The organism is Melittangium boletus DSM 14713, assembly GCF_002305855.1.
Taxonomy (GTDB): domain Bacteria; phylum Myxococcota; class Myxococcia; order Myxococcales; family Myxococcaceae; genus Cystobacter; species Cystobacter boletus.
Genome location: NZ_CP022163.1, coordinates 4,324,082 through 4,349,311 on the forward strand (window position 1 = coordinate 4,324,082; position 25,230 = coordinate 4,349,311).

At 68.8% G+C, this 25,230-nt stretch carries 20 protein-coding genes; 8 read left to right on the forward strand and 12 right to left on the reverse strand.

Annotation, left to right across the window (positions count from 1 at the left end; genetic code table 11):
- Positions 1 to 204: 204 nt before the first annotated feature.
- Complete coding sequence (locus tag MEBOL_RS18330; RefSeq protein ID WP_095978654.1) at positions 205 to 1,905, forward strand: glycoside hydrolase family 99 protein; 1,701 nt, start codon at positions 205 to 207, stop codon at positions 1,903 to 1,905.
- A gap of 74 nt (positions 1,906 to 1,979) precedes the next feature.
- Here MEBOL_RS18330 and MEBOL_RS18335 read toward each other — a convergent pair whose 3' ends face one another.
- The 7 genes from MEBOL_RS18335 to sitA5 all read right to left on the reverse strand — a co-directional run bounded on the left by MEBOL_RS18335 (position 1,980) and on the right by sitA5 (position 10,700).
- Positions 1,980 to 3,635 carry a methyl-accepting chemotaxis protein gene (locus tag MEBOL_RS18335; protein ID WP_095978655.1) on the reverse strand — a complete coding sequence of 552 codons (1,656 nt, stop codon included), beginning with the start codon at positions 3,633 to 3,635 and terminating at the stop codon, positions 1,980 to 1,982.
- Positions 3,636 to 3,647: 12 nt separating this feature from the next.
- Positions 3,648 to 4,811, reverse strand: coding sequence for a hybrid sensor histidine kinase/response regulator (locus MEBOL_RS18340; protein WP_095978656.1), 1,164 nt, complete (start codon positions 4,809 to 4,811; stop codon positions 3,648 to 3,650).
- On the reverse strand, positions 4,804 to 6,834 hold the full coding sequence (locus MEBOL_RS18345; protein WP_095978657.1) for a hybrid sensor histidine kinase/response regulator: 2,031 nt from the start codon (positions 6,832 to 6,834) through the stop codon (positions 4,804 to 4,806). Before MEBOL_RS18345 ends, MEBOL_RS18340 begins: the two co-directional genes overlap by 8 nt.
- On the reverse strand, positions 6,831 to 7,544 hold the full coding sequence (locus MEBOL_RS18350; RefSeq protein WP_157775161.1) for a hypothetical protein: 714 nt from the start codon (positions 7,542 to 7,544) through the stop codon (positions 6,831 to 6,833). The genes MEBOL_RS18345 and MEBOL_RS18350 overlap by 4 nt, the downstream gene beginning before the upstream one ends.
- A gap of 3 nt (positions 7,545 to 7,547) precedes the next feature.
- Positions 7,548 to 8,225 (reverse strand): cobalamin B12-binding domain-containing protein, encoded by a 678-nt coding sequence (locus tag MEBOL_RS18355; protein ID WP_245919877.1) that lies wholly within the window; start codon positions 8,223 to 8,225, stop codon positions 7,548 to 7,550.
- Between the two features lie 232 nt (positions 8,226 to 8,457).
- Positions 8,458 to 9,090, reverse strand: a complete 633-nt coding sequence (locus MEBOL_RS18360) for a pentapeptide repeat-containing protein (RefSeq protein ID WP_095978659.1) — start codon at positions 9,088 to 9,090, stop codon at positions 8,458 to 8,460.
- An 11-nt stretch (positions 9,091 to 9,101) separates the two neighbouring features.
- Positions 9,102 to 10,700 (reverse strand): SitA5 family polymorphic toxin, encoded by a 1,599-nt coding sequence (gene sitA5, locus MEBOL_RS42960; protein WP_245919879.1) that lies wholly within the window; start codon positions 10,698 to 10,700, stop codon positions 9,102 to 9,104.
- A 185-nt stretch (positions 10,701 to 10,885) separates the two neighbouring features.
- Here sitA5 and MEBOL_RS18370 point away from each other — a divergent pair, with 185 nt between their 5' ends.
- Together MEBOL_RS18370 and MEBOL_RS18375 are read left to right on the forward strand one after the other, a co-directional pair.
- Positions 10,886 to 11,665 (forward strand): hypothetical protein, encoded by a 780-nt coding sequence (locus MEBOL_RS18370; RefSeq protein ID WP_095978660.1) that lies wholly within the window; start codon positions 10,886 to 10,888, stop codon positions 11,663 to 11,665.
- Between the two features lie 105 nt (positions 11,666 to 11,770).
- Positions 11,771 to 12,451, forward strand: a complete 681-nt coding sequence (locus MEBOL_RS18375) for a Crp/Fnr family transcriptional regulator (RefSeq protein ID WP_095978661.1) — start codon at positions 11,771 to 11,773, stop codon at positions 12,449 to 12,451.
- Between the two features lie 8 nt (positions 12,452 to 12,459).
- Here MEBOL_RS18375 and MEBOL_RS18380 read toward each other — a convergent pair whose 3' ends face one another.
- Complete coding sequence (locus MEBOL_RS18380) at positions 12,460 to 13,173, reverse strand: YukJ family protein (RefSeq protein WP_095978662.1); 714 nt, start codon at positions 13,171 to 13,173, stop codon at positions 12,460 to 12,462.
- 887 nt (positions 13,174 to 14,060) lie between these two features.
- Here MEBOL_RS18380 and MEBOL_RS41875 point away from each other — a divergent pair.
- Positions 14,061 to 14,615, forward strand: a complete 555-nt coding sequence (locus MEBOL_RS41875) for a hypothetical protein (RefSeq protein ID WP_170115535.1) — start codon at positions 14,061 to 14,063, stop codon at positions 14,613 to 14,615.
- Positions 14,616 to 14,629: 14 nt separating this feature from the next.
- Here the strand turns inward: MEBOL_RS41875 and MEBOL_RS18390 are convergent, their stop codons facing one another.
- The 4 genes from MEBOL_RS18390 to MEBOL_RS18405 form a co-directional block, all read right to left on the reverse strand.
- Positions 14,630 to 16,507, reverse strand: a complete 1,878-nt coding sequence (locus MEBOL_RS18390; RefSeq protein WP_095978664.1) for a sensor histidine kinase — start codon at positions 16,505 to 16,507, stop codon at positions 14,630 to 14,632.
- A 19-nt stretch (positions 16,508 to 16,526) separates the two neighbouring features.
- Complete coding sequence (locus MEBOL_RS18395; protein ID WP_095978665.1) at positions 16,527 to 18,818, reverse strand: hypothetical protein; 2,292 nt, start codon at positions 18,816 to 18,818, stop codon at positions 16,527 to 16,529.
- 19 nt (positions 18,819 to 18,837) lie between these two features.
- On the reverse strand, positions 18,838 to 21,081 hold the full coding sequence (locus MEBOL_RS18400) for an Ig-like domain-containing protein (protein WP_157775167.1): 2,244 nt from the start codon (positions 21,079 to 21,081) through the stop codon (positions 18,838 to 18,840).
- A 138-nt stretch (positions 21,082 to 21,219) separates the two neighbouring features.
- Positions 21,220 to 21,711 carry a DUF6748 domain-containing protein gene (locus MEBOL_RS18405; protein ID WP_095978667.1) on the reverse strand — a complete coding sequence of 164 codons (492 nt, stop codon included), beginning with the start codon at positions 21,709 to 21,711 and terminating at the stop codon, positions 21,220 to 21,222.
- A 196-nt stretch (positions 21,712 to 21,907) separates the two neighbouring features.
- Between MEBOL_RS18405 and MEBOL_RS18410 the strand changes: the two genes are divergently transcribed.
- The 4 genes from MEBOL_RS18410 to MEBOL_RS18420 all read left to right on the forward strand — a co-directional run bounded on the left by MEBOL_RS18410 (position 21,908) and on the right by MEBOL_RS18420 (position 25,084).
- Positions 21,908 to 23,599 carry a DUF4215 domain-containing protein gene (locus MEBOL_RS18410; RefSeq protein WP_095978668.1) on the forward strand — a complete coding sequence of 564 codons (1,692 nt, stop codon included), beginning with the start codon at positions 21,908 to 21,910 and terminating at the stop codon, positions 23,597 to 23,599.
- Between the two features lie 134 nt (positions 23,600 to 23,733).
- Positions 23,734 to 24,180, forward strand: coding sequence for a hypothetical protein (locus MEBOL_RS41260; protein WP_157775170.1), 447 nt, complete (start codon positions 23,734 to 23,736; stop codon positions 24,178 to 24,180).
- Between the two features lie 140 nt (positions 24,181 to 24,320).
- Positions 24,321 to 24,569, forward strand: a complete 249-nt coding sequence (locus MEBOL_RS18415; protein WP_095982857.1) for a hypothetical protein — start codon at positions 24,321 to 24,323, stop codon at positions 24,567 to 24,569.
- Positions 24,566 to 25,084: a hypothetical protein gene (locus MEBOL_RS18420; RefSeq protein ID WP_170115536.1), complete on the forward strand. Its 519-nt coding sequence runs from the start codon at positions 24,566 to 24,568 to the stop codon at positions 25,082 to 25,084. The genes MEBOL_RS18415 and MEBOL_RS18420 overlap by 4 nt, the downstream gene beginning before the upstream one ends.
- Positions 25,085 to 25,230 lie beyond the last annotated feature (146 nt).

Sequence of the window (25,230 nt, forward strand, 5' to 3'; positions counted from 1 at the left end):
GGGGGCTTCGTCCCGGAAGGAGGAATTTTCGGTTTTGGCTATTCTGGCTGGATAAGACGGTATTTCTGGTTGATGAGAACTATGACAGTGATAATGTGCCGCGCGGCGAACTCTCTTGCCGTCGTCTCCAGTGCGGCCTCGTTCCCCCGTCCGTCCTCATTCCAGACACGGTGTGGTGAGGCCCCCCATCGAAGGAGCAGTGTCATGACGCGTCGTCGTTTCGTGAACGAGGGAGCGGGCGTGGTCGCCGCGCTCGTGCTGGCGGGCTGTGGCTCGGCTCCGACCGATACCCAGGAGCCCACCGCGTCCGTGGGCGCTCCGGTGGCCGTGAGCAAGAGCTTCACGAAGAAGGTCTATGTCCATCTCATGCCCTGGTTCGAGTCCAACACCACCTCGGGCAATGGCGCCTGGGGTGCCCACTGGACGATGAACACCAAGAATCCCAACATCGTGGATGGCTCGGGCAAGCGGCAGATCGCCGCGCACTACTATCCGCTCATCGGGCCCTACGGGTCGGGTGACAAGGACGTCATCGAGTACCAGTTGCTGCTCATGAAGTACGCCGGCGTGGATGGCGTGCTCATCGACTGGCCGGGCACGCTCAACTGCGTGGACTACCCCAAGAACAAGCAGAACGCCGAGGCCTTCATCAACAAGACGGCCGCCGCGGGTCTGGAGTTCGCCATCGTCTACGAGGACAACAACTTCACGCTGGCGCCCACCTACGGTTGCTCCGTTCCGGACAAGCTCGGCGCGGCCCGCAGTGACATGGTCTACATGCGGGACAACTATTTCAACCGTTCCAACTACATCAAGATCAACAACGCGCCGCTGCTCCTGGACTTCGGCCCGCAGACGTTCAAGTCGCCGTCGGATTGGAGCAACATCTTCTCGCCCCTGTCGACCAAGCCGACCTTCCTGACGCTCTGGTACCAGAAGGGCGATGCCGGGGCGAACGCCCAGGGCGAGTACCCGTGGATCTACTCGGACTTCACCGCCGGGTTGCAGCACTGGTACGCGAACGTGTCGCCGGGCGTGAAGTTCGGCGTGGCCTACCCGGGCTTCCACTCCTTCTACAACGAGGGCGGCTGGGGCGGCCCGACGTGGACCATTCCCCACAACGGGGCTGGCACCTTCGGCCAGACGATGGACATGGCCAAGAACAGTGGCGTGAACTGGATCCAGCTGGCCACCTGGAATGACTACGGCGAAGGCACGATGATCGAGCCGACGCGCGAGTTTGGCTATGGCGCCCTGACCACCCTGCAGCAGAAGCTCGGCGTGCCATATGGGCAGAGCCAGTTGGAGCTCATCGCCAAGCTGTATGCGCAGCGCAAGCAGTACGCGGGCGACTCCGGCAAGCAGGCGCAGCTCAACGAGGCCTTCAACGCCTTCGTGGCGCTGCAGCCGGACAGGGCGGCCACCCTCCTCAACGGTGGTGGCACCACCCCGCCGCCCTCCGGTGGCAACCCCACGGTCACCAACGCGAGTTTCGAGTCCGGCATGTCGGGGTGGAACACCTGGTCGCCCAATGGCACTCAGGGCGCCGCGTTCACCGAGACGTACAACGGGGGCTACAACAGCGCCAACCACCTGACGCACTACAGCCCGGGCGCCTTCGAGACGTGGACGTACCAGATGATCAGCAACATCCCCAATGGCAACTACCGGGTGCGCGCCCAGGTCCGCAAGGGCGGTGACTTTGGCTTCTCCCGGCTCCAGGCCAAGACGTGCGCCGAGTGCACTCCCGCCTCCACGAACCTCGGCACCTACGGCAACTGGACCCAGATCGAGACGCCCACCATCGCCGTGACGGCGGGCTACCTGGAGTTCGGTCTCCACACCCAGGCCTTCACGGGCAGCAGCTTCGTCCACCTGGACGAGGTGCAGGTCATCCGTCAGTAACCGCTTCATCCGGGAGCCCGGAGTGGAGGAGCGAGGCGGGCGTCTCCCTGCGCCGCGCGGACTGCCGGTAGGCCTCACGGCGTCTCGGAGGCGTTCACCTGGATGCGCGTCACCCGCTCGCGCAACTGACGGGCCCGGGCGGTGAGCTCCTCCGCGGCCCGGGTGATGTGCTCCACCTCCTTGGCCGCCTCCATCGCCTGGCCGGACAGGGTGTGGATGCGCAGCGCGAGGGTCTCGCCCGCGGCCGCCTCCGCCGCGTGGGCGCTCGCCGTCTCCTTCACCCGCCGCTGGATTTCCTCCGCGCCGGTGACGATGCGCTCGAGCGCCTTGCCCGTGTCCGCCGAGAGCCGCAGGCCCTCGTGGACCCGGGCACGCCCCTCGCGCATCTGCGCCGCCGCCGCCTGGGTCTCCGCCTTGCTCTGCTGCATGAGCGCGCGGATCCGCTCCGCCGCCGCGCGCGCCTGTTCCGCCAGCTTGCGCACCTCGAGCGCCACCACCGCGAAGCCCTTGCCGTGCTCGCCCGCGCGCATCGCCTCGATGGACGTGTTCACCGCCAGCACCCGCGTCTGATCCGCCACGTCCGAGATGAGCTCCATGGCGCGCTCCACCTCCTCGCTCCACTCGGTGAGCCGGTCCACCGTGCGCGCCGAGCGCTCCACCACCTGGGCGATCTGCTTCATCTTCTCGTCCGTGACGCGCACGCCCACGCCGCCCTCGCGCGCGGCCTGCTCGTTGGCCTCGGCGGTGCGCGCCGTCAGCTCCGCCTGATGCGCGCCCTTGGCGAGCTGCTGCGTCATCCCCATCACCGTGGCGGACACGTTCTGCATGCCCCAGGACTGGTCCTGCGCCACCTGCCGGAGCCCGTCCGTGGCGCGGTGGATGTTCCCCGCGCCCACCTCGGTGACCCGAGACACCTCGGCCATTTCCCCGAGCATGCGTTGCACGTCCGTCACCATGCCGCTGAAGGCCCGGCTCAAGTCCCCCACCTCGTCCTGGGAGGGGGGGGGCACCGAGATGCGCAAGTCCCCCCGCGCCACCAGGCCCGCCGCGTCCACGAGCGTGCGCATGGGCGCGAGCATCCGCCGGGAGATGTACGCCCCCGCGAGCGCCGCCAGCACGCCCCCGGCGAGCAGCGCCGCCCACACCCGCCGCTGCACCGCCGCCACCTCCTCTTCCAGATCCTCCATGTACACGCCGGTGCCCAGCACCCAGCCCCACGGGGCGAACAGCTTCACGTAGGACAGCTTGGCGATGGGGTCGGGCTCGTTCGGACGCGTGGCCAGGTACTCCACCACGCCCTCGCCCCGCTGCCGCGCCAGCTCCACGATGTCCACGAACACCGGCTTGCCCGCCCGGTCCACGTACGCCGTCATGTCCTGGCCGATCTGGTTGGGCAGGAAGGGGTGCACCACCATCCGCGTCTCCAGGTCATTGACCCAGTAGTACTTGTTGCCCTCGTAGATGAGGTGCTGGAGCAGCGCGGCCGCGGACTGGCGCGCCTCGGCGGGAGTCAGCTCGCCCGCGAGCACCCGGGCCTCTTGGGCCTCGAGGATGCCGTAGCCCACCTCCACCAGGTTGCGCACCGCGCGCACCCGGTCCTCGCGCAGCTGGCCGCGGATGATGGGCAGCACGTAGTACTGTTGCAGCAGCAGCAGGGGCAACACGCACAGGAGCAGGGCTCCGTAGAATTTCGTGAGCAGGCTGGGCCGCCATCCAGAGATGAACGCCATGTCACCCCGAGCCTAGGGCAACCCCGGGGATGGAATCATTCCCCCTCGCACGGGTAGCCACACCACGAACTCGCTGCCCTGGCCCGGACCGGCGCTGTGGGCCTCCACCTGGCCGCCGTGCAGGTCGACCATGTTGCGCACCAGCGTCAACCCGATGCCCAGGCCCCCGCGTGAGCGCTCCACCGACTCATCCGCCTGGGAGAACAGCTCGAACACCGTGGGCAGCATGTCCTGGCGGATGCCGATGCCGGTGTCGCGCACACTCACACGCACGCCCGGCTGGTCCGCGCCGCCGGGGGTTTCCCTCGCTTTCAACCAGAGCGAGCCCCCCGGATTCGTGTACTTGGCCGCGTTGTCCAGCAGGTTGGTGAAGACCTGCTCCAGCCGCGTCGGGTCCGCGTCCACCCACACGGCCTTGCCGGGCAGCTCGGAGGACAGCGTGAGCTTTCGTTGCTCGGCGAGCGGGCGGAAGGAGACGAGCACCTGTTCGAGCACCTGGCACAGGTCCACGCACTCGCGGCGAAGCTCCACTTTGCCACGGGTGATGCGGCTCACGTCCAGCAGGTCGTCCACCAGCCGCGACAGATGGTTCGTCTGGCGCTGGATGATGGAGATCATCCGGACCTCGCGGGGATCCTGCGGGTCCCGGCGCTCGAGGATGCCCGCGGCGGTGGTGATGGCGGCGAGGGGGTTGCGCAGCTCGTGGGCGAGCATGGCGAGGAACACGTCCTTGCGCCGGTCCGCCTCCGTGAGGTCCTCGGCGCGCCGGCGCAGGGCCTGCTCGGCGCGGCGCATGCGCAGGAGCGAGCGCACGGTGGCGATGAGCTCTTCTCCCTCGAAGGGCTCGGTGAGGTAGGCGTCCGCGCCCCCGTCCAGGCCGCGCACCTTCTTGTCCGGCGTGACGAAGGTGGCCGAGGTGTGCATCACCGCGAGGGAGGCCGTCTCCGGGTGGGCGCGCAGCCGCTGGCACACCTCGTAGCCGCTGATGTCCGGCAGTTTCACGTCCAGCACCACCACGTCCGGACGCTCGCGCCCGGCGAGGCCGAGCGCTTCCTGCCCGGTGGCGGCCTCGAACACGCGGTAGCCCGCGGTGCTCAGCAGCCGCGAGGCCAGGTAGAGGCTGGCCGGGTCGTCGTTGACGACGAGGATGCTCTCGCCCTGGGTCCGCTCAGCCACGGCGCACCTCCCCTCCGCTCCCGATGCTCTTGTTCAGGGCATCCCGGATGCGGGCGATGGCGACCTCGCGGCTCAGGGTGTGCTTGGCCAGGATGGTGGAGGTCTCCTTGGCCAGGCGCTGGCGCTCCTCCTCCTTCAACTGGTGCGCGGTGTGGAGGATGATGGGGATGTCGCGGGTGCGCGGGTCCGCCTTGAGCTCGTCCAGGACGTCGAAGGCCGTCATGTCCGGGAGCACGAAGTCCAGGAAGATGAGATCCGGACTGCCCTCGCGCGCCATGCGGATGCCAACGGGGCCCGTGGCCGCCTCCTCCAGCACGTACGGGGAGTTGTTGAGCATCTGGCGGAAGAGGTAGCGGTGCACGTCGTCGTCGTCGATGATGAGCAGCTTGCGCACCGGGGAGGCGCGGGCCATGGCGGTGAGCTTGCGCAGCAGTTGCTCCTCGGCCACGGGTTTGAGCCAGAACTCATCCGCGCCGAGCGCGCGTGCCTTCTGCTCCCGATCCATGAGCGTCACCACGAGGATGGGGATGTCGCGCGTGGCCTCGTTCGTCTTGAGCTCGGACAGGAAGCTCCAGCTCGTCTCGCCCTCCAGCATGACGTCGAGCACCACGGCGGCCGGGCGCACGCGCTGCAAGGTGCGCCGCGCATCGTCCACCGTGCGCACGGGCAGCACCTGGAAGCCCGAGCGCGACAGGTACTTCTCGTAGAGGAAGAGCGTCTGCCGGTCGTCTTCCAGCACGAGCACGGGCGCGAGGGTGGGGTCCAGGTGCTGGCTGCGCTCGGTGATGCCCGCGAACTCGGCCACTTCCGGGTGCACGCGGGGCAGGGTGAAGGTGAAGGTGGAGCCCTGACCCGGGGTGCTTCGCACCGAGAGGTCGCCCCCCAGGAACTCGGCGATGCGCCGCGACAGCGAGAGCCCCAGGCCGGTGCCGCGCACCTTCTTCTGCAGGGGACTGTCCACCTGGGCGAACTCCTCGAAGATGTGCTGGTGGTGCTCGGGCGCGATGCCGATGCCGGAGTCGCTCACCTGAAAGCACACCGTGTCGTCGGGCCCCGCCCTCACGGAGACGGTGACGTGGCCCTTCTCGGTGAACTTGAGCGCGTTGGACACGAGGTTGCGCAGCACCTGGCTCACCTTGGCTTCGTCCGTCTCCAGCAGCAGCTCGTCCAGGGGCTCGGTGAAGCGCAGGTCCACCGGCGAGTCCGCGGGAATGAGGGGCCGCATCATCCCCCGCAGCGCGCCCTGGAAGTCCCGGGCGTTGAAGCGCGTGGGCCGGAGCGTCGACTTGCCCGACTCGAGCTTGGACAGGTCCAGCAAGTCACTCACCAGCTCGAAGAGGGCCTCGGCCGAGCCGCGGATGAACTGCACCTGCTTGTGCTGCTCGCCGGACAGCGTGCCGTTGGCGGGGTTGAGCAAGAGCCGCGCGAGGCCGAGGATGGAGTGCAGCGGGGTGCGGAACTCGTGGCTCACGTTGGCCACCACCCGGCTCTTGATCTCCGCGGCGCGCACCAGGCTCTCCGTCTTCTCGTCCAGCTCCGCGTGCAGGGTGCGCACGCCGCGGTTGGACTCCTCCAGCTCGCGGTTGAGGCGCAGCAATTCGTCCGCGCGCCGCTTGAGCTCGCGCTGCTGGCGCTCCGTCTCGCGGTGCAGCGCCGCCAGCTCGCTCAGGGTCTCACTCACCTGGGACAGCGAGGCGGCATAGTCCTCGGGCACCAGGCTGCCCACCAGCGCCACGCCTCCGTCATGCGGCGCTCCCCGGAAGGCGAAGGTGCACGGCTTGTCCGCCACGCACAGCACGACCTCCCATCCCTCCACGCGCTCGTCACGCGCGAGGGTGATGAGCCGCTCCACCTTGTCCTCGGTGCCCTGGGCCGCGAGCGCGCGCAGGGAATGTCCGGGCTTTGCTTCCAACAGCCGTACCGCACGCTCGTCCGCCCAGAGGATTTCACCGGACGCCGCGCATGCCAGCGCCACCTCGCGGCTCAGGGCCTGCCACAAGGGCGTGGGTACGGGGGTCGTCACGGATGCTCCTCGTCCAGGGCGGTGAGCCCCATGGCCACGGTCACGCGGGGCAATTCCGGCAGCGAAGCGTCACGGGCCAATGCCGCTTCCATCGCCTGCAACAGCGTGCGGTAGTCACCCCGCAGGCGCCGACGAGGCCAGAACCCGGCGTACCACCTCACGTGGTCGACGAACAGCCCGGTCCGGCCCGTCCCGAGCGCGTCCTGGAGGTAGGAAAATTGCAGCTGGACTTCCTCTTCCAGGCCCGCGTCGCGCTCGGAACGCCCTTCGCCACTCGCGAGGAGGCGCAGCGTCAGGGGCACCAATCGCGGCAGCGCGAGCCCCAAATCGTGAGCGGGACCCTCGGGCCAGTGGAGGGCTTGCTCGGCCGCCCGCACGTACTCGAGCGCCCGGGGGGGATGGGTGAGCCCTTCGTGCACGAGCGCGTCGTGGAGCCCCTGGAAGTGGGCCGCGATGTGCCGCGAGCTCATGCCCCGAGGCACCAGCAGCCCCTGCAACCAGCGCGCGTAGCGCTCCATGACGCCGGCATCGCTCGTCTCCAGCGCCTGCACCAGGTAGCGCACGTGGAAGACGGCGTCCTCGCTGCCGAAGCGGCGCGCGCGTGCCTCGCCATAGCGGGCGAACCAGAAGGGGTCCGCGTATAGCTCCCCCACCGAGGCCGCGGCCAGTCGCTCCATCCGGGCCTCCACTTCTCTCGCGAGCGTCTTCATGTCTCACACCCCCAGCAGTCGGCAGGCCGCGGCCACCAGGTCGCGCGCGTCCGTGCCCATGAAGGGAACGCCCAGCTCCGCCTCCACGCCGGGCGCCCACGACACGGCCAGCCCTCCCACCATCAGGGGAACCTGGGGCATGGCCGCGCGCACCGCCGCCACCGCCTCGCGCAGGGCCGGCAGATGGAACGTCATCGTCACCGACAACGCCAGCAGGTCCGGCGGGGATTCCCTCACCTCGCGCACCAGGTGCTCCACGGGCACGCTCGCGCCGAGGAAGCGCACGTCGAAGCCCGCCATCTCCAGGAAATCGCTCGCCATGCGCGCGCCCAGCTCGTGCAACTCCCCTTCCACGCACGACACCATCACCGTGCGCCCGTTGGCCGGATCCCTCGGCAGATGGCGATAGAGGTGGGACAGGGCGAGCTGGGAGATGGCCGTGGCCATGTGCTCCTGGGCCACGGAGATGTGGTTCTCCTGCCACAGGCGGCCAATCTCCCATTGCGCCTTGCGGATGATCTCCGCTTGCAGGGTGGCGAAGGGAATGCCGCGCAGCAGGCCCTCGTCCACCACCAGGCGCAGGGCCTCGCGGCGGTTGCCCTTGAGCTGGGCGGAGAGATAGGCCTTTCGGAGCGCCTCGTGAGGATCAACGGGAAGAAGAATCTGGGAGTCGGGAGTCACGGGGATGGGGGCGACAGGAGGGGAACCGCAGGGGAGCCACGCTAGCGGGATCCGTTCCCGGATTCGCCAGGAGAAGAGGAGGTCGTGTCCAGGCTACCGCCAGGACTCAACATCTGGAGGCCACCCAGGGACATTCAAGCAGCCCGGGGCTTGCCCGGTGACCAGGCGGGCGGGTGCCGCGAGCCTTCCGTGGAAGTACAGACGAGAATCATCCCCGCCGGAGCGGGGCGTGTCAGTAGATGACACCCTCGCAGGTTTTCAGGACGGCGAGGATGGCCTCGGGAGTGGTGCCACACTCCTTGGCGAGAGTGGGAGCGTGATAGGTGACGGCGACCGTCGCGGAGGGGTCCTGGGCATTCCCTTCCATGACGATGGGGGAAATGTTTCCCGGCCAGGGCATCCGCGCGAGTTCCTGGCTCCTGCCGATGGGGTCCAGAATGGTGAAGCAGGGCCACTTGGGGAAGCGCAGGGTGCTCGGGTCACAGCCCAGGAATCGGCAGCCATCCAACTGCGCCTCGGTGAAATCGCAGTCCTCGATGAAGCCCTCGCCGAAGGACATGGAGCTCGCCCACTCGGGCGAGTGGCCGAAGTCGCATCCCGACATCTTGCCCTTGAATCGGCAACCCTTGAGTGTGGCCGTGCGCCAATCCGAATGGCTCTTCAATGCTTGCTTCATCTCGATGGTGCAGTCGATGAAGCGTGCACCCCGGATGTGCAGTCGTCTCGCGGTCACTTTCAGGACGAGGGTGCATTCCCTGAGCTCCAGGTTCGGACCGACAAAATAGAGAGCATTGTTGTCGGTCAGTTCCAGTCGCTCATTGTGGATTTTCTTGTCTTCGATACAGACATTTTCCAGCCATGCCATGGTACGCCCTTTCAGAAGGTGATCATCCGGAAGAGTTCACCCGCCATTCGTCTGCCGTGCCATGCCAGATTGGATGGGGAGCCCGATAGGATTTCGTATTTGAGTCGTGTTTCCAGATGCTCTGCGTCCACTCCCTGTTTGTTCCATTTGAGCTGGTTTCGGAATTGAGCTTTCACCCGACGTTCCACGAACCGGCCCCGGGCCTCGCGCTCCAGGAGCCGTGCGAGCCAATACTTGCCTTCCTGCAGGGCTTTGTTGATGGCTCGTAGTTCTTGGCGGTTGAGCTCCGATGGCCCCCACGCACTCGCCGCCCGGGAGACGGCCTGTTGGAGTTGGTCTCCTACCGGATCGGCAAGGGGAATGTCGCGGGGAGAGGCGCCGCGAGGCAGGTGCCAGCGCTGGCCGTTGTCCAGGATGACCTGCTGGTTGCCTCCCCGGTGGCGCAGGCCCACGGTGACGGAGGGGCCACTGCCGGTCGCGGAGGATGCCGGGCCACGCCGCTTGAGGAGCACGACCGCCAGGGGTCCCCCCGGAGTCGCCGCCACTGTCTCCACCGTCACCACGGCCCGAGCGAGCGCTTCGTTCGCGGCCAGGGCCTCTACCTGCTCCAGGACCTCGCCGGCCCGTCCCTGCGTCTGGATGAGCCACCGCGCCCCCGCCAGGTCGGAGCCCGGGAGCGCCTTCACCCGGGCGGCGAGGTCACCGAGGGTGCGTCCCGTGAGCGCGGCCACGCTCATCAGGAGCGCCCGAGCCGCGTTCTCGCCCAGGACGCGGGCATAGTCCTCGCCGGCTCCGCGCAACTGGGAGAAGCGGGTGGCGGCGTGGGCGCGGCTGGCCAGCCGCGCCCAGCCCTCCAAAAGACCCCAGAGGGTGTCCACTCCGAGCCAGGAGATCAACAATACGGAGAGTGCCGCGGCCAGGCCCTTGCTCACCGGCTCGGGCACCAGCCAGAGCATGGCGTAGAGCCCGATGGTCCACACCAGGAGGGATAGCACGGCGTGGGGGCTCGCCACCTCGCGCTCCAGCGCGCCGAGCGCCTCGTCCAGGACGCCGCCCAGGGCGAGGGCGAGCGCCAGGGTGCGCCTGTCGTCCGCGCGCAGGAAGGGCCCATCGTCCAGCAGGTACAGGCAATCGCCCCCGCCCCGGCGCTGACACCAGCTCGCGTAGTCGCGCAGCAGGGCGCGTTGGGCCTCGGGGGTCAGGGGCGATTCGTCCAGGGGCACCAGCGTCAAGACCTGGCCGTGGGACACCTCCGCCAGCCAGTGGCCCTCCAGCCGCCAGGGATCCTCCGGTGGCTCCCCGGAGGCCGCGAGCCCTTCGAGCGCCGCTTCGCGGGGGGTGCCCCGGAGCGCCAGGTTCTGGCTCAGGTGTCGCATCGCGCCCTGGAAGTCCCGAGGGCTCACCGTCATCGGCCAGTTCAGGAGCGTTTCGGGTTCCACCTCCTTCACGTCGTATTCGGCCGCCGCCTCGACGGAGGGCTCGGCCGTGGAGGCGGCCCTGGCCGGGTTTCTCCTGGAGGCGGAGCCCGGGACGCACGCGCTCCACAGTGTCAGCAGCAGCAGTCCCCATGTGCCGAGGAAGACGCGTGTGCCTGTCGAGTGCGTGGACACGGTGTGCCTCCCTCGTGCCCGGATGGCGGGCGTGGGCCATGGTCATCACACCGAGGGGACTCGCTTTCGTCAAGGCGACCTGACCTTCCAGGTTGACCGATACCGACCCGACAGGCTCCATCCGTGGACTTGACTCCAGAGGTCAATTTCCCGGACATTGTGTGCCTCTATCGAGGGGCAAGCACATGTCGGATGAGAAGACGGAGAGGGAGCACGGACCAGGGCCATTCCGGTTGCTCCGGCGCTGCGATGAAGTCGAGCCCAGGCTGGGTGAGCTCTATGAAGCGGTGAATGTGTTCACGGGCAGACCGGCCCTGACGTTGTTTCCCAAGGACAGCGTGCAGTGGCAGCCCATGGGGCCCCGGCGGGGCTGGTTCTACTTCTCGCCTGGAGCAGACTCCGTCACCGTGGAAGTGGAGCGTCAATCCGACCCCGAGCAGACCATGGATTGGGTGAATCTCCTCACCCTGATGTCCCTGGTGGGCCATCGCGTGGAGGACAGCCCCCAGGTGAAGGTCCACCTCGCGGGCAGGCCTCCGAACCGCTGGACGCGGTGGACCTACCTCGCGCTCTGGATCCTGGGCTCCCGGGGATGGGGGGCCGCCTCGGGCATCGCCCTGTTCCTGTTGTGCCTGGGGGTTTGGACCGGGCGTCCGGGCGGACCCTTGGAGAGCCAGCGAGCAGACGTTCCTCCCGAGTTTTTCTCCTTCACGCGTGCGCCCGCACTGGCGAAGCTCGAGGGGGCGAATCCCGCGCTCATCTCCTATCCCCTGCCGAGCAAGCCCTTCGTGGACCAGGCCGTGCCTCCCTGCGAGACCCGCAAGGGCGCCGTGGAGATCAAGAACGGATGCTGGATAGAGCTTGCGAAGAAGCCTCCCTGCTTCGACACCCAGGCCGAGTATCAGGGCAAGTGCTACCTGCCCGTGGCGAAGAAGGAGTCGTTGCCCCAGGCCGTCACTCCGTGAGCAGGGCGGCCGGGATGGGGGTGGTTGGCGTCTTTGTCCCATTCCGGGCATGATGAGCCTCCGTGCGGATGGTTCTTCACTCCCGGCCATCCACCACCACGGACCATGTCCTACTCAGACAGCCTCACCCAGGTGCCCCTGTTCTCCTCGTTGGAGCCTCAAGATCTCGAGCGGCTTTCCTCCCGGCTGAGGCCTTTGCATGTGCTTCCCGGGCAGGTCCTCTTTCACCGGGGCGACGTGGGCACCGATTTGTATGTCATCCACTCCGGTGAGGTGACCATCGGGTTGAGCGCGCCGGACGGCAAGGAGGTCTCGCTGGCGTTGCTTACCCAGGGGGACAGCTTTGGCGAGCTGGCCTTGTTGGATGACGCGCCCCGCTCCACGGACGCGGTGGTGCGTTCGGAGACGGTGTTGTTGCGCTTGCACCGCGAGGCCTTCCAGAGCTTCCTCCAGGAGCGGCCCCAGGTCCTGCCCGTCCTGCTGGCGGACCTGAGCCGACTGGTGCGGCGCATCACGCGCACGATCCACGACACCAACTTCCTGGATGCGCGGGCCCGGCTGGCGCGCGTGCTCCTGGACCTGGCCCAGAGCCGGGGCGAGTCCGGCCCGGAGGGAGTGGCCATCTCACCCCGGTTGACCCAGAGCGACCTGGCCAGTTTGTGCAATCTCACCCGCGAGAGCACCAACCGGTGGTTGCGCTTCTTCACCCGTGAGAAGTTGCTCTCCGTCGAGGGCGGCGTCATCACCCTGCTGGAGCCCGACGGCTTGCGCCTGATGGCCGACTGAGCCTCGCTTCAGGCCGCGGCGGAGTCCGGAGTCTCGTCCACTGCTCCTCCGTGGAGTTCCTCCCAGGAGGGGCCCGCCGGGTCGCCGGAGGCCGTAGTCTGGAAGGCCTGCTCCTGGAAGGCGAGGAAGAGGGCCACCCAGCCCTGGCCGGGGTAGTGGATCATCAGACCGCCATCCTGGTAGGTCCCGTTGTCACCCTCCCATTGTCCCGCGTTCCCCTGGTTCATGTGGATGTCGTGGATGCCCTTGGCGGGCTGGTCGCCCGAGTCGTGGGCGTGCCGCTTGTCGTTGCCACCCAGGAAATACTGCCCGAACGCGAACAGCCGCGCCCCCTGGGTCTGGATGGCTCGCTGGATGTACCCGTCGATCAGATCGTTGAGGTCATTGCGTGGAGGGGACTCCATGCCCAGCGGGGCCATGTCCGAGACGGGGAAGAGACCGCCCCGGAGGTAATCGATGGCCAGCGAGTCCGGGACGCTCTCAAGCGGATTGATGCCAGTCCGGGGGCCGTTCAGCAGCTTGTCCGTGAGGGCGTTCTGGCAGGAATCGCAGACGTAATAGAGAACCTCGGATCCGTCCTTGGAGCGGACATTGATGTCGATCTGATACGGCTCGCCGCTCGCCGGATCCTGGGCGATGACCTGATAGTGGGCGTGGGAGTCGGTCGCGCGCCGACCTTCGACGGCCTGGGCCACCAGCAATCCATAATGGGCAATCGACATGGGAGTTCTCCTCGTTGTGAGCCCGGGCGCCAGCGGCGCCAGGGTGGAGATGGTTCTGCCATCCGAGCCTCGCGGGGGCTGTGACGGGATTCACTGCCTGGGAATGACGTGGATCACACGGGGACTCGTGGCGCCCCTCGGGCTCATCCGCGGAGCTCCGGTGTCGATGCGCGCGCCACTGATGCAGGGCAACTCTCCCTCCCCTTGGGCCAGCCATTGATGAGTCATTGGTTGGGACGAATCATGGATGGCAATACTCCGTGTGGTGCCCGGTCGTGACGAGCCGAGATGCTTCATGATACCGTGATGGGACCGGTCCAGCGGATCGCGTAGTGAGATGCTCCCCAGGCGGGAGCCTCAATGGGGAGTAGTCCTGCCGTTTCATCGACGATATTCTTCGGAGCGCTAATGATAAGGCCTTTGAAGTGGATTTGGGGCTTGGCAACGATCTGCGTTCTGTGTGGCGCTGGCCCCAACGTGGTAAAAGGCTTCATTACGCCGAGGAAGTTCGAGTTCAGGCAGATTGTTCCGGTAGATGTTGATGGCGGGTGGCGAGCGGTCTGCTTTCGTGCCGCGTTCACTCATGGAAATACCGGTGCCACAATTCGTTGTACGTTTACGGTAGGCATACCGATCCGGCTTCGCCCGGATGCTCCACCGCCGCGAGACATCACGAGCGAGCATGCGCAAGGCGCAGGGGCGACAGCAGCCAATCAGGCCGCGTATCTCGTGCTCTCAAGGACTACACCCGATGCAATGTCCGCCGTACTCTGCGGCGCCTTCGTCGGAGAGTATGACCGACTTCTCAAGAGCACTATTCCTGGGTCCCGCGTGAATAGCACCTGTATACACGACATCCCGATCATTCCCATTTCGCCGGACGGTCAATGATGAACACTCCGCTTGCATCGCTGATCAAGACCGCGCAGCAATTCCATCCGCATGGCATCGCACCGTGGGATGAGCGTTATACTGAAACGCCCGAGTATCTCCGGGCCCGAGCGGCATGGAGGCTCGCATTGCGGAATGCGGAGCCCTGGCAACGGGTGTTGGCGCTTCTGCGGGAACGAGCCACGCCGGCGTATCGGGTGCGAGAACTCACAGTGCCGTACATGCATCCCTCATGGAGGGTGGCTCTCGTGTGTGAGGTGAAGCCACTCACCGCCGTGGGGTGCGTGAGTGTGCTCGCCCCGGTTTTCTTTTGTTACGGACTCAAGGGGCTCGGACACGATCCCGAGGTGTTGTTGCAAGAGCGGCCCCCGGAAGTCGCGGTGGGCACTTCGATGATTGAGCATGCGATCCAGGAGGTGTTCGGATACGAGCCACTTTCCCCAGAGAATGCCTTGGCGATTGTACCGGGCGTGGAGATCGAGCGCTGCCCACCTGGTGGAGCGACTCTGGTTGCCGCCTTGATTTCCAATGACCTGAACCACTACGTGTAGGTGTGCAGGGCGGGTCAGGACAGGTGCCGGGCCGCGGGCGCCGCGGGCAGTACCAGCGTGACGGTGGTGCCCACGCCCTCGTCGCTGCGCAAGGTCAGCGTGCCTCCGTGGTCCTCGACGACTCGGTGGCACACGGCGAGCGACAATCCCTTGCCCGTCCACTCCTGCTTGGTGGTGAAGAAGGGGTTGAAGATGCGCTCCAGGTGCTCGCGCGGGATGCCCCGGCCCGTGTCTCGCAATTCCACGCGCACCAACTGCGCGTCCACCACGCGCGTGGCCAGGGTCAGGGTGCGCTCGGGCCGATCCTTCAAGGCGTTGAGCGCGTTGCAGAGCAGCCGCGCGAAGACGTCTCCCAATGCCTGGGTATCGCCGAGCACCCGTGCCTCGCCGGGGTGGAAGTGGCAATCCACCTGCACGCCTCCCTGGGTCAGCTCCGCGCCGCGCGTCTCCAGGGCCTGTCTGAGCACCCGGTGCAGGTCCAACGCGTGGCGGCCCCGCTGTTGACGCTCGGAGAGCAGTTGCAGCTCGCGCACGATGGCCGCGATGCGTTGCGCCTGCTGGTGCACCGCGGACAGCATCCGGTGGGGGCCGTCCTCCGGGGGCAGGTCCATCAGCACCAGTTGCACGTTGCCCAGGATGGCGGCCAGCGGGTTGTTCATCTCGTGCGCCAGGCCGGCCGCCAAGTCTCCCATGGCGGCGAGGCGCTGGCTGCGGGACAGCTGGGCCTGGGCCTCGCGCAGCTCCCGGGTGCGCTCCTCCACCTGGGCTTGGAGCTGGCCGTTGAAACCCAGGAGCTCCCGATGGGCCTTTTCCAGCGCCTGGCCCATGTCGTTGAAGGCGCGCGCCAGGTCCCCGAGTTCGTCCGAGCGCTCGGGTGGGAGGCGGTGGGCGAGGTGGCCCCGGGCGAGTTCCCGCGCTCCGTCCGCGAGCCGGGCGATGGGCCGCGCCAGGGCTCGTGCGAGCAGGGGCGCGAGGAGCAGCACGCCCAGCAGCGCTAGCTCCAGCACTCCGAACGAGCCCCGGGCGAGCGCGCGCAGGGGGGCGAGTGCTTCCTCGCGGGGGCGGGCCACCACCGCCACCCAGCCCAGCTCCGGCACCGGGCTGTAGGCGGCGAGCCAGGTCTGGCCCGCGACCTCGTAATCGCCGAGTCCTGGGACTCGGGCCCCCCGGGTCTGGGGGAGCCGCGTGGAGAAGTCCTCCTGGCCGCGCTCGTGCGCCGCGTCCCCGTCCAGGAGCAGCCGGCCTCGGGCATCGAGGAGGAAGGTGCGCTCGTGGCCCTCCCCACGCGAGGCCAGCCGCGCGGACAGCTCCTCCAGGCCCAGCTCCGTGGCGAGTCCTCCTCCAGGTGCCTCCGGGGAGCGCGCGGCCACCACCACCGCGGGCCGTCCACGCACGGCGGTGAGGTAGGGCTCGGAGATGGCATGGGCCTGGCCCGGCGGCGCGTGGGCGAGCAGTTCCACGGCCCGGCGCCGGAAGTCCTCCACCTCCACGGCGGAGACGGTGTCGTGGCGGCGGAACTGCGGCTCCTGCCGGGCGAAGGCCTTCGGGTCATCCACGAAGACGCTCGCCGTCATCCGGCCCCTCGCGTCGAACAGGCCCACGAGGGAGAGCCGATCCCTCCGCAGGAAGACGCGGGTGAGGAACTCCTGGGTGCCCGCGGGGCCGAGCGTCGCCGGGTCCTGGTGCAGGAGCGCGCCGTCCAGCTCCGTGGCCAGGGTCATTATATAGGCCGAGGCATGCTCCGCCTCGGCGCGCGCCGTGCGCTGGTGCTGGCCGGACACCGCCGCGGAGAGCGCCGCCTCCGCGCCCCGGTAGGTCAAGAGCCCCACCGCTCCCGTGGGCAGCGCGGCGGTGGCGATGAGCAGGAGCAGCAGCCGGGTGCGAATCCTCATGGTGGGCGCTCCCTCGGGCTCAACGGCAGCTCCTCTGGAGGGAGAGCTGGAGCGTGCCCTGCTTGCCCCCGTGGGCGGAGTCCCGGGCGGTGATCGTCACATGCGCCTGGGGGGCGTGGATCTCATTGAGGCTCAGTTGCAGGTGGGTGCCGCCCTCGACGAAGGAGGCCGTCTCCCCGGGGCTCGGGGTGCCCTTGGGCTGCACGGACAGGCGCGCCTTGCCCGTGTAGGAGGAGACTCGATTGCCCCAGGCATCGCGCGCCGTCAGGGAGAGGGACCAGTTGTCGGTCTCGGTGATGCACCCGGGGCCCTTGAGCTCGTAGGAGGCGAATGCCCCGGGTCGTACCGTGAAGGACTTCGTCTGCTGTCCCCTTCGTCCGTTCGCCTCCACCGTGAGGCGCGTGGGGACATGGGCCCGCGTCAGGGTGAGGGACACGGTGGCCTCACCCTGGAAGCTCGCGAAGCGGGTGGGGGAGAGGTCCGCGTCCGATAGGCCCTCGGCGCCGAGCGACAATTCGTGCACGTCCTCGGACGGGTTGCCCCAGGCGTCCACCGCGCGCACGCGCACGGGGAAGGCCACGCCCGCCGTGGGGCTGTCCGCCGTGTCCTCCACGAGGAAGCGGCTCGTGGGGCCCGGGCGCACGGTGAAGTCGCCCGTGGTGGCGCTCAGGCCGGGTGGGCCCTCGGGGTTTTCCTCCTCGAAGCGCAGGTGGGTTTCGTGCACGGCGGTGGTGAAGGTGACGGACAACGTCGTCGTTCCGGTGAAGGTTCCGCTGCGGGTGGGGCTCAGCGCGCCCTGGGCCACGCCCAGCGCGGACAGCGTCACGCGCAGGGGGGTCTGGGCGCGGTGGCCGAAGCGGTCCAGGGCCTCGAGCGTGAGGGCGAAGGGCTCGCCGGCGCGTTGGGGTCCGCCGCCTCCCGTCACCCTCAAGAGCACGGGCCGGCCGGGGCCCACCACGAGGGGCGCCGAGGTGCCGCGCACGTCCGGTTGGTGCGGATTCCATATGACGAGGGCGCGCGTGCCCACCTGGGTGAACTCGGCGGAGAGCGAGGCCCGCCCCGCTTCCAGGGTGACGCCGCCGGGCGAGAAGTCGGGGTCCGGGGGCAGGGTGCCCACGAGCACCGGCCCGGCATAGGACGTGGGGTTGTCCCAGGCATCGAGCGCCTGGAGGGTGAAGGACTCGGGCTCGCCCACGCGCGGGGGCCCGGAGTCGTCGCGAAGCACCTCGAAGCGGTGGGTGGGTCCGGGTTGGACGGAGAGCCGCTGGTTGTCTGGGATGAGCGTGGTGAGGGTGTCCTGGTTGATGGCGTGGGCGCTCAGGCGCACCTGGGCCGCGCCGCGCGTGTCGCGGTAGAGCAGGGGCAGGCGGCCCTCGGTGCGCTGCAGGGTGAGGACGAGGGCCGGGTGGTAGGGGCCGCTGGCGGTGCGCGCGAGGCCCCCCGAGGGAGCGTCGGTGCGCAGCTCCACGCGGATGCCGGTGAGGGGGAGGGCGGCGGGGCCTCCGCTGGCGTCGAGCACTTCCAGGGCGAGCGCCGCGGGTTCTCCGGCGCGGAGGGGCGACAGGGGCAGCTGGGTGAAGCGCACCTGGTGGGGAGGACCCAACCGGCCCACGGCCACCGTCTGGGCGATGGGGGGCAGGCCCAGGCTGCTGCCTTCCAGCGTGTGATAGCCGGGCGTCGAGTCCCGGTAGACGAGGTCCACGCCGGACTCGCCGGGCGCGAGCGTCAGCTCCAGCGAGGGCACGGGCTCATTCCCGCCCACGCGCGCGAAGCGGCCGGTGTCCGAGTCACTGGTGAGGCGCACCACGCGGGGCAGGGACGTGGGCGCGGGCCGGTCCTCTCCGTCGCGCAGCTCGACGCGGATGGGCTCGGACCATTCGCCCGTGTGGGCCGAGCGCATGGAGGTGACGAAGACGAGCCGGTGGACGCCGCGATCCACCACCTCGAAGCCACCCGGGAGCGTGGAGGCACGGCCCTGGGCGTCGATGACGGTCAGGTCATGGCGGCCGGGAGGCAGGGTGGCGGGGGCGGTGGCCTCGAGCATGTCTCGGGTCAGGAAGCGCACCGCGTAGGCGCGCTCGGAGCCGATGCGGACCTCGAAGCGGTTCTCCAGCGAGGGGGGCGCGTCCGAGCCCAGGTCCACCGAGAGGTCCGGCGCGAAGGCTCCGCGGAGGCGCAGGTGCTCGGGGGTGCCATAGAAGGCCTGGGGCGGCTGAACGGTATCGAGGCGGGGTGATTCCGGGGCCGAGCCGCACGCGAGCGCGCACGCCAGGAGGAGCGAGGCCAGCGGGTGGAGGAGAGGGGAGCGCATGCGTGCCTCCGGTGGAGCGCTAGAGTTCGAAGCGGTAGCCGAGCGACGCGGAGGGTCCCCCCACGGAGCCATGGAAGACGCCGTCCGAGGGGAGCCGGGCGAGGCCGTAGCGGGCCTGCACGAGCAGCGCGCCGGAGCCGAGGGCCCACGCGAGGCCCACCCGGGCATGTCCGCCGAGGGCGGGGGCCACCTGCCGTTGGGGGCTCGGTTCCAGGCTCAGGTGCCAGTCGAGGTGGACGAGGTGCGCGTCGAGCCCGACTCCCGCGTAGGCGGACAGGATGCGGCCGAGGGGATGGCTCCAGCGCGTGCCCAGGGACAGGGTGGTGGTGAGGGTCCTGGCGCGCAGGGAGAAGGGCTCATGGGAGGCGCTTTCGCCCTGGAGGGAGAAGCGGCCGGCGGCCACCTGGAGCGAGGCGCTGGCGGCGAGCCGTTCCCCGAGTGCGTAGGGTTGGAGGTCTCCTTCCACCTCCAACGCGGGCTGGACGCGCGCGCCGAGGTGGGCCTGGGCGCCGAGCCGCACGGTGAGTCCCCGGGGCATGCGCGAGGCGAGCGTGAGCCGGGCATCGCCCCGGGCCTCGCCCACCGAGGCGAGCAGCGTGGCCGTGCCGCCCTCGCACCGGGCGGGGGCGTGGAAGCGGGTGACGAATTCCCCTCCGCCGAGCGCCGCCACGCGTTCGAAGGCGCCATGCTCGGCCTGCGTGCCCGCGGCGTGCAGGGTGATGGGCAGGCCGTCGAGCGGATTGCCCCGCGCGTCCTGGACGAGCAGATGGACGCGGGCGCTGTCCTGGCCGTCGCAGCGCACTTCGCGCGACTCGGCGTGCACGCGCAACCGGGCCGGAGGGCCGGGCATGAGCCGCACCGAGGTGGACGTGCTCGCCTCCTCCCACCGGGCGTGGATGAGCGCCTCGCCGGCGCGCGTGTCCGCCACGTAGTCCACGGTGGCCTGGCCGCCCCGGGTGCGCACGGTGGCGGGCAGTGCGCCGAGCGTGGTGGTGAAGGAGAGCTCCGTGCCGTCGGGGGCGAGCTGACCCCGGGCATCGCGGGCGGACACGTGGAGCAGGAGCCGGGTGAGTCCGTCCGCGGGCACTTCGTGTGTGGCGGCCTCGAGCAGGAGGCGGGGAGGGGCGCGCAGCGTCAGGGCGAGCGTGGCCGGGGCGGCGCCCTCGAGCAGCGCGACGAGCTGGGTCTCACCTCCTCCCGCCGGAGCGCGGTAGCGCGCGAGGTAGGTGCCATCGCCCCGGTCCTGCGGTGGGGAGAGCTGGCCGCGCGAGGTCTGGAGCCGCACGGGCTGGCCGGGCAGGGCACGCCCCCGCTCGTCCTGGACGCTCACGGTGACGTCCGTGCCCGAGTCTCCATCCGCCAGCACCTCGTGCACGGTGGCGTCCACGCGCAGGACGGGCCGCACGCCCGGCCGCAGCTCCACGCGCGCGGAGGTGGACACCCCGTCGACGAGCGCCGTGAGCACGCCCTCGCCCGGCATGGCCCGGGGAGGCGGCAGGAAGGTGCCCACCTGGACGCCGGGGGCCACGCGTTGGGGCTCATAGGTGCCCGTGGTGCGCGTGAAGGCGAGGGGGGTTCTCAGGGGCTCGCCCAGGGCATCGACGCCGAAGGCCCACACGCGCACGCCCCTCAGGCCATCCGCTTCGACGGAGTCCCCCTCGGCGAGCAGGAGCACCACGGGCCGGGGCGTCACGGGCAGGGGCAGCTCACGCTCTTGCGGCGCCTGGCCGGGCTCGGTGGTCAGGAGCGTGGCATGGGGATGGCTCGGGGACAGGAGCACGGGCACCTCGGCCTGGCCGGTGGTGTCGGCGCGAACGGGGCCATGGAGGCGGTCTCCGATGCGGACCTCCACGCGACTCAAGGGGGGCAGTCCGGTGAGGGACAGCACCTGCTGGCGCCGCACGTCGAGCACCCCGGTGGCATGGGCGCCCGTGGACGGGGACACGGCGGCGCAGAGGATGGGGGCGAGGGTGTCGGAGCGAGGCGGCACGAAGGTGGCCTCGAGCGTGTCCGGGGTGGCGCGGGTGGGAGTCCGTACCTGGCCCGCGCTGCACGCGAGGCGCGCGTCGTCGGGCAGGCCCGTCACGGTGAGCGTGGCGAGGCCATCGCGTCCGGACAGCCACTGGCGGGGCGAGGCCTCCAACCGGGGCGGCGGAGCGGCACGGCTCGCGCTGGCACCCGAGAGACACCCCAGGGCCAACACCCCGAGGACGCCCCGGGTCCCTGCCTTGCGCGGCGCTCGTGCGTGGGTGTGCCCCACCATCCCGGAATCACCCCCCCCTCTGTCCGTGAACGGACGGGGGGAGCAAGATACCGGCTCACCGGACACGTGCGGCCGGACGGCGCGGCGAGTTGATGGCCGGGGGACGCTCCGGAGCCGGGACTCCGGAGATCGAACAGATTACTTGCCCTCGAGCACCCGGTTGACACTCAGGCGGGTGCCATCGCCCGCCGGGCCGGCGTTGGGGACCTTGACGAGGGTGGCCTCCACCTTGAGGCCTCGGCTGCCGTCGTGGGTGGACTCCAGCAGCTTGGCGCGCTGCTCGTCATCGGCGCCGATCGCGGCGAGATCCAACTCGGTGATCTGGATGCCGTCCTCGTCGGGACGGTCCGCGCGGATGGCGATGAAACTCGGGCAGGGCGCGGAGATGCAGCGCACGCCGCTGTCCTTGACGTAATAGACGACCGGCTTGCTGTCGGCGGTGCCGCCCGATTCCCCCTGCGGGAGCGAGGGGCCGGTCTTGTTGCTGGGCGTGTCCGGCGTGGGGGCGGGCGTGCCGCCGGACTCGGCGGGGCGCGTCTCCGGAGGCGCGGTGCGGGTGTTGGAACTGCACCCGGCGAGCAGGCCGAGTGCGAGAGCGGTGGCGAGGAACGTCGGGCGCTGGGACGGCATGGATTCGGGCTCCGATCGAGGAAGCACCGCCAGTCTCGCCGCCTCCGGGGAGGGATGCCACTTCCACTCGTTTTCCTCCCACGAGTGCGCTCCGGGTTCACATCTGGGAGCCCCACTGGATTCAGGGAGACACCCCTTCAGGCGAGCGGCAGGGATGCGTTGACACGCCCGTCCCTCACTTCCAGCATCCGTCCTCATGAGGAACCTTTTCCCCGCTGGATCTCGCTTCGCGGGCTTCGTGCTCGCCTCCCTGTTCGTGTCGATCCTGGCCCATGGTTGTGGAGGAGACAGCGAGCCCGCCGCCCGGTGTGGAGACGGACAGCGCCAGGGCGCGGAAGTCTGCGACGACGGCAACACGGTGGACGGGGATGGCTGTGCCGCGAGCTGTGGCGTGATCGAGGAGGGCTGGGCGTGCGACACGCCGGGCCAGGCGTGTGTGCGCACCACGTGTGGCAACGGCACCCTGGAGAACACCGAGGCCTGCGACGATAAGAACACGCAGTCGGGCGACGGGTGTGACGCGCGATGCTTCGTGGAGGCGGGGTGGAGCTGTCCCTCGCTGGGAGGCCGCTGCCAGGCCTCGGCGTGTGGAGACCTCATCATCGCCGGGGACGAGGAGTGCGAGGACGGAAACGCCGTGGGCGGGGATGGCTGTAGCGCCGCGTGCCGCCTGGAGTCGGGATACAAGTGCACGGATGGCGTGGGCGCGCCCTGCACCCGCACGGTCTGCGGCGATGGCGTCGTCGAGGGGACGGAGCAGTGCGACGACGGCAACAACGAGCTGGGCGATGGGTGCTCGACGCTGTGCACGAAGGAGCCCCGTTGCGCCAACGGCACGTGTGAGAGCCGGTGCGGCGATGGTGTCCTGCTGTCCAACGATCCGACGGAGCAGTGCGACGACGGCAACACGCGCGCGAACGATGGCTGCTCGCCGACGTGCCAGTTCGAGGAGGGTTTCAACTGCCAGTCCGTCGAGGCGGCCGCGCCCGAGAAGGTGTCCATTCCCGTCGTCTACCGCGACTTCCGAGGCTACGACCTGCCGGCCGAGAATGGCCTGCCGCGTGGCCACATCGACTTCGAGAACGCCAATGGCGTGGAGCGTGGCATCTGTGGACCGCTCTACGCGTCGCTGAGCGCCGACGGCAAGCCCGTGTACGCGAAGGAGGGCGTGTCGACCAACACCACCCATGGCAAGGCGGCGTTCGATCAATGGTACCGGGACACGCCGAACGTGAACAAGACCGTGGCGGGCTCCCTGGAACTCATGAGGAATGGGACGACGCGCTCGTATGTGTTTAGCGACACGACCTTCTTTCCGCTCGACAACGCGGGGTGGGTGGCGCTGGGGCAGGAGAAGTTGAGGCCCGTGGCGACCGGCTCGCACAACTTCAGCTTCACGAGCGAGGCGCGCTACTGGTTCGAATACAAGGGTACGGAAGTGCTCAATTTCCTGGGCGATGACGATGTCTGGGTGTTCATCAACGGCAAGCTGGCGTTGGACCTGGGCGGTGTGCACGGGGCGGAGACGGGCACCATCACCCTGAAGGATCACGCGGCCGGGCTGGGCCTCACGCTGGGAGGCATCTACGAGGCGGTGGTGTTCCAGGCCGAGCGGCACACCTCGGCGTCCTCGTACACGCTGACGCTCACGGACTTCGTGGCGCGCCGCACCGAGTGCATCGCGCTGTGCGGCAATGGCACGCTGGATCCGGGCGAGGAGTGCGACGAGGGGGCGAACAACGGCGCGGGCGAGTGCTCCCGCACGTGCATGAGGGGCCCGCGTTGCGGCGACGGCATCGTCCAGACCGAGGTTGGCGAGCAGTGCGACGACGGCAACACCGTGAACGGAGACGGCTGCAACTCCCTGTGCCGGGTGGAGATCAACTGAGGCCGCCGCGGCTCCCGGAGTGTCATGCCGCTCCGGGGGCCGAGGGGGACGCCTTGTTTTGCCAGAAGGCCATGAATACCTCCCCTGTCGGCATGAAGTGGGCTTGTGAAGACGCCATGCTCTGGGGGGGTTGAATGAGAGCCAGCAAGGCAGGATTCGTGAAGTCGGCCGTGGTGCTGTCGATGCTCGCGGTGCCTGGCGTTTCAATGGCAGGCGAGTGGTTCCCGTGCGGAAATCTGGGCCAGTTGTCGAATTGTCAGATCCCGAATTTCCCGAATACCAGATACGATTATGGCATCGCGTACAACGTTCAGAGCCCCATTCCTGTTGTGTGTGTGACTTGGAATGTGGGTTATCGTGTCCACAACAAGGACCCTTACTTCGTCTACAGCGATAATCCCGCGAGCGGCGTATCCTGGGGTGGCTTCGTCTTCTATACAGGGACGCTGGCGCCTGATGATGACGGATGCCTTTCTGGCACGTGGAGGCATCGCTATTGGCGTCTGGGGCCGAACAATGTCATCTCGACTCATGACAGCAACGGCTGCGTCAACCAGCCGCTCTACTGTCGCGCCCTGTGATGTTGTCGTGAGGGGTTGAGCGACATCTCCGGTCTTGGAACTCGTCTGGTGGGTTACCGGCGCAGCGCCAGCGTCCGCCGCTGTACGGAGTCGGCGTGCTTTTGCTGAGGGCTGCGCCGGGGTGCGCTATGTTTGCTCCCATGGATCAGGACACGGATCTGCGGAGGCGCGAGCGCTACTTCGAACTCCTACGTGTGCAGTCGCCTGCGGATCGGCTCCGCAAGGCGGGAGCATTGACCCAGGCGGTGCGCCAGTTGGCTCAGGTAGGGATCCGGCAGCGCTTCCCTCAAGCGGACGCTCTGGAACTCAAGGTCCGGCTGACGGTGCGTCTGTACGGTCGTGAGGTCGCTCACCGCCTCTTCGGTGCTCACCCGGCGCTTCTGTCTTGAGCGAACCCGACATCCTGGCCGTCGCCTTGCAGTGCGCGGAAGCCTTCGAGCGAGCGGGGACTGGTTATTTCCTGGGCGGAAGCTTGGCCAGCTCTCTCCAGGGGGAGCCTCGTGCGACCAACGACATCGACTTCGTGGTGGATCTCCGCCTGCCTCAGCTGGAGTCCCTGTCTCGGGAACTGGGCGAGGATTTTGACATCGATGAGGAGTCGCTTCGAGAGGCCGTGGTGCGGCGAAGCTCCTGGAACATCTTCCATCTGCCCACGGTGACCAAGGTCGACCTCTTCCTCCTGGGCTCGGGCGCCTTCGACGTGAGTGAGTTCTCCCGCCGTCGGCGGGTGGTGCTGACCGATGAGGGCCGAGGGCTCTTCATCAAGAGTCCAGAGGACTCCGTGGTGCGAAAGCTGCTGTGGTTTCAGCAGGGGGGGGAGTCCTCCAGCACCCAGTGGCGGGACATCGTCCAGAGCCTTCGCCTGGCGATGGGGAAACACGACCTGTCCTACATCCACCCATAGGGCCAAGTCCCTGATTTCGGACGGGTTGACCGCCGGACAGCCTGTCGAATCGGCGTGACTTCGGACGTCAGGTTCGTTGACGGCCCGAGGGGGGCGGGCTACATCCGGCGGAGGGCGGTCTCCGGGCCGCCGACTCTTCCCCGACC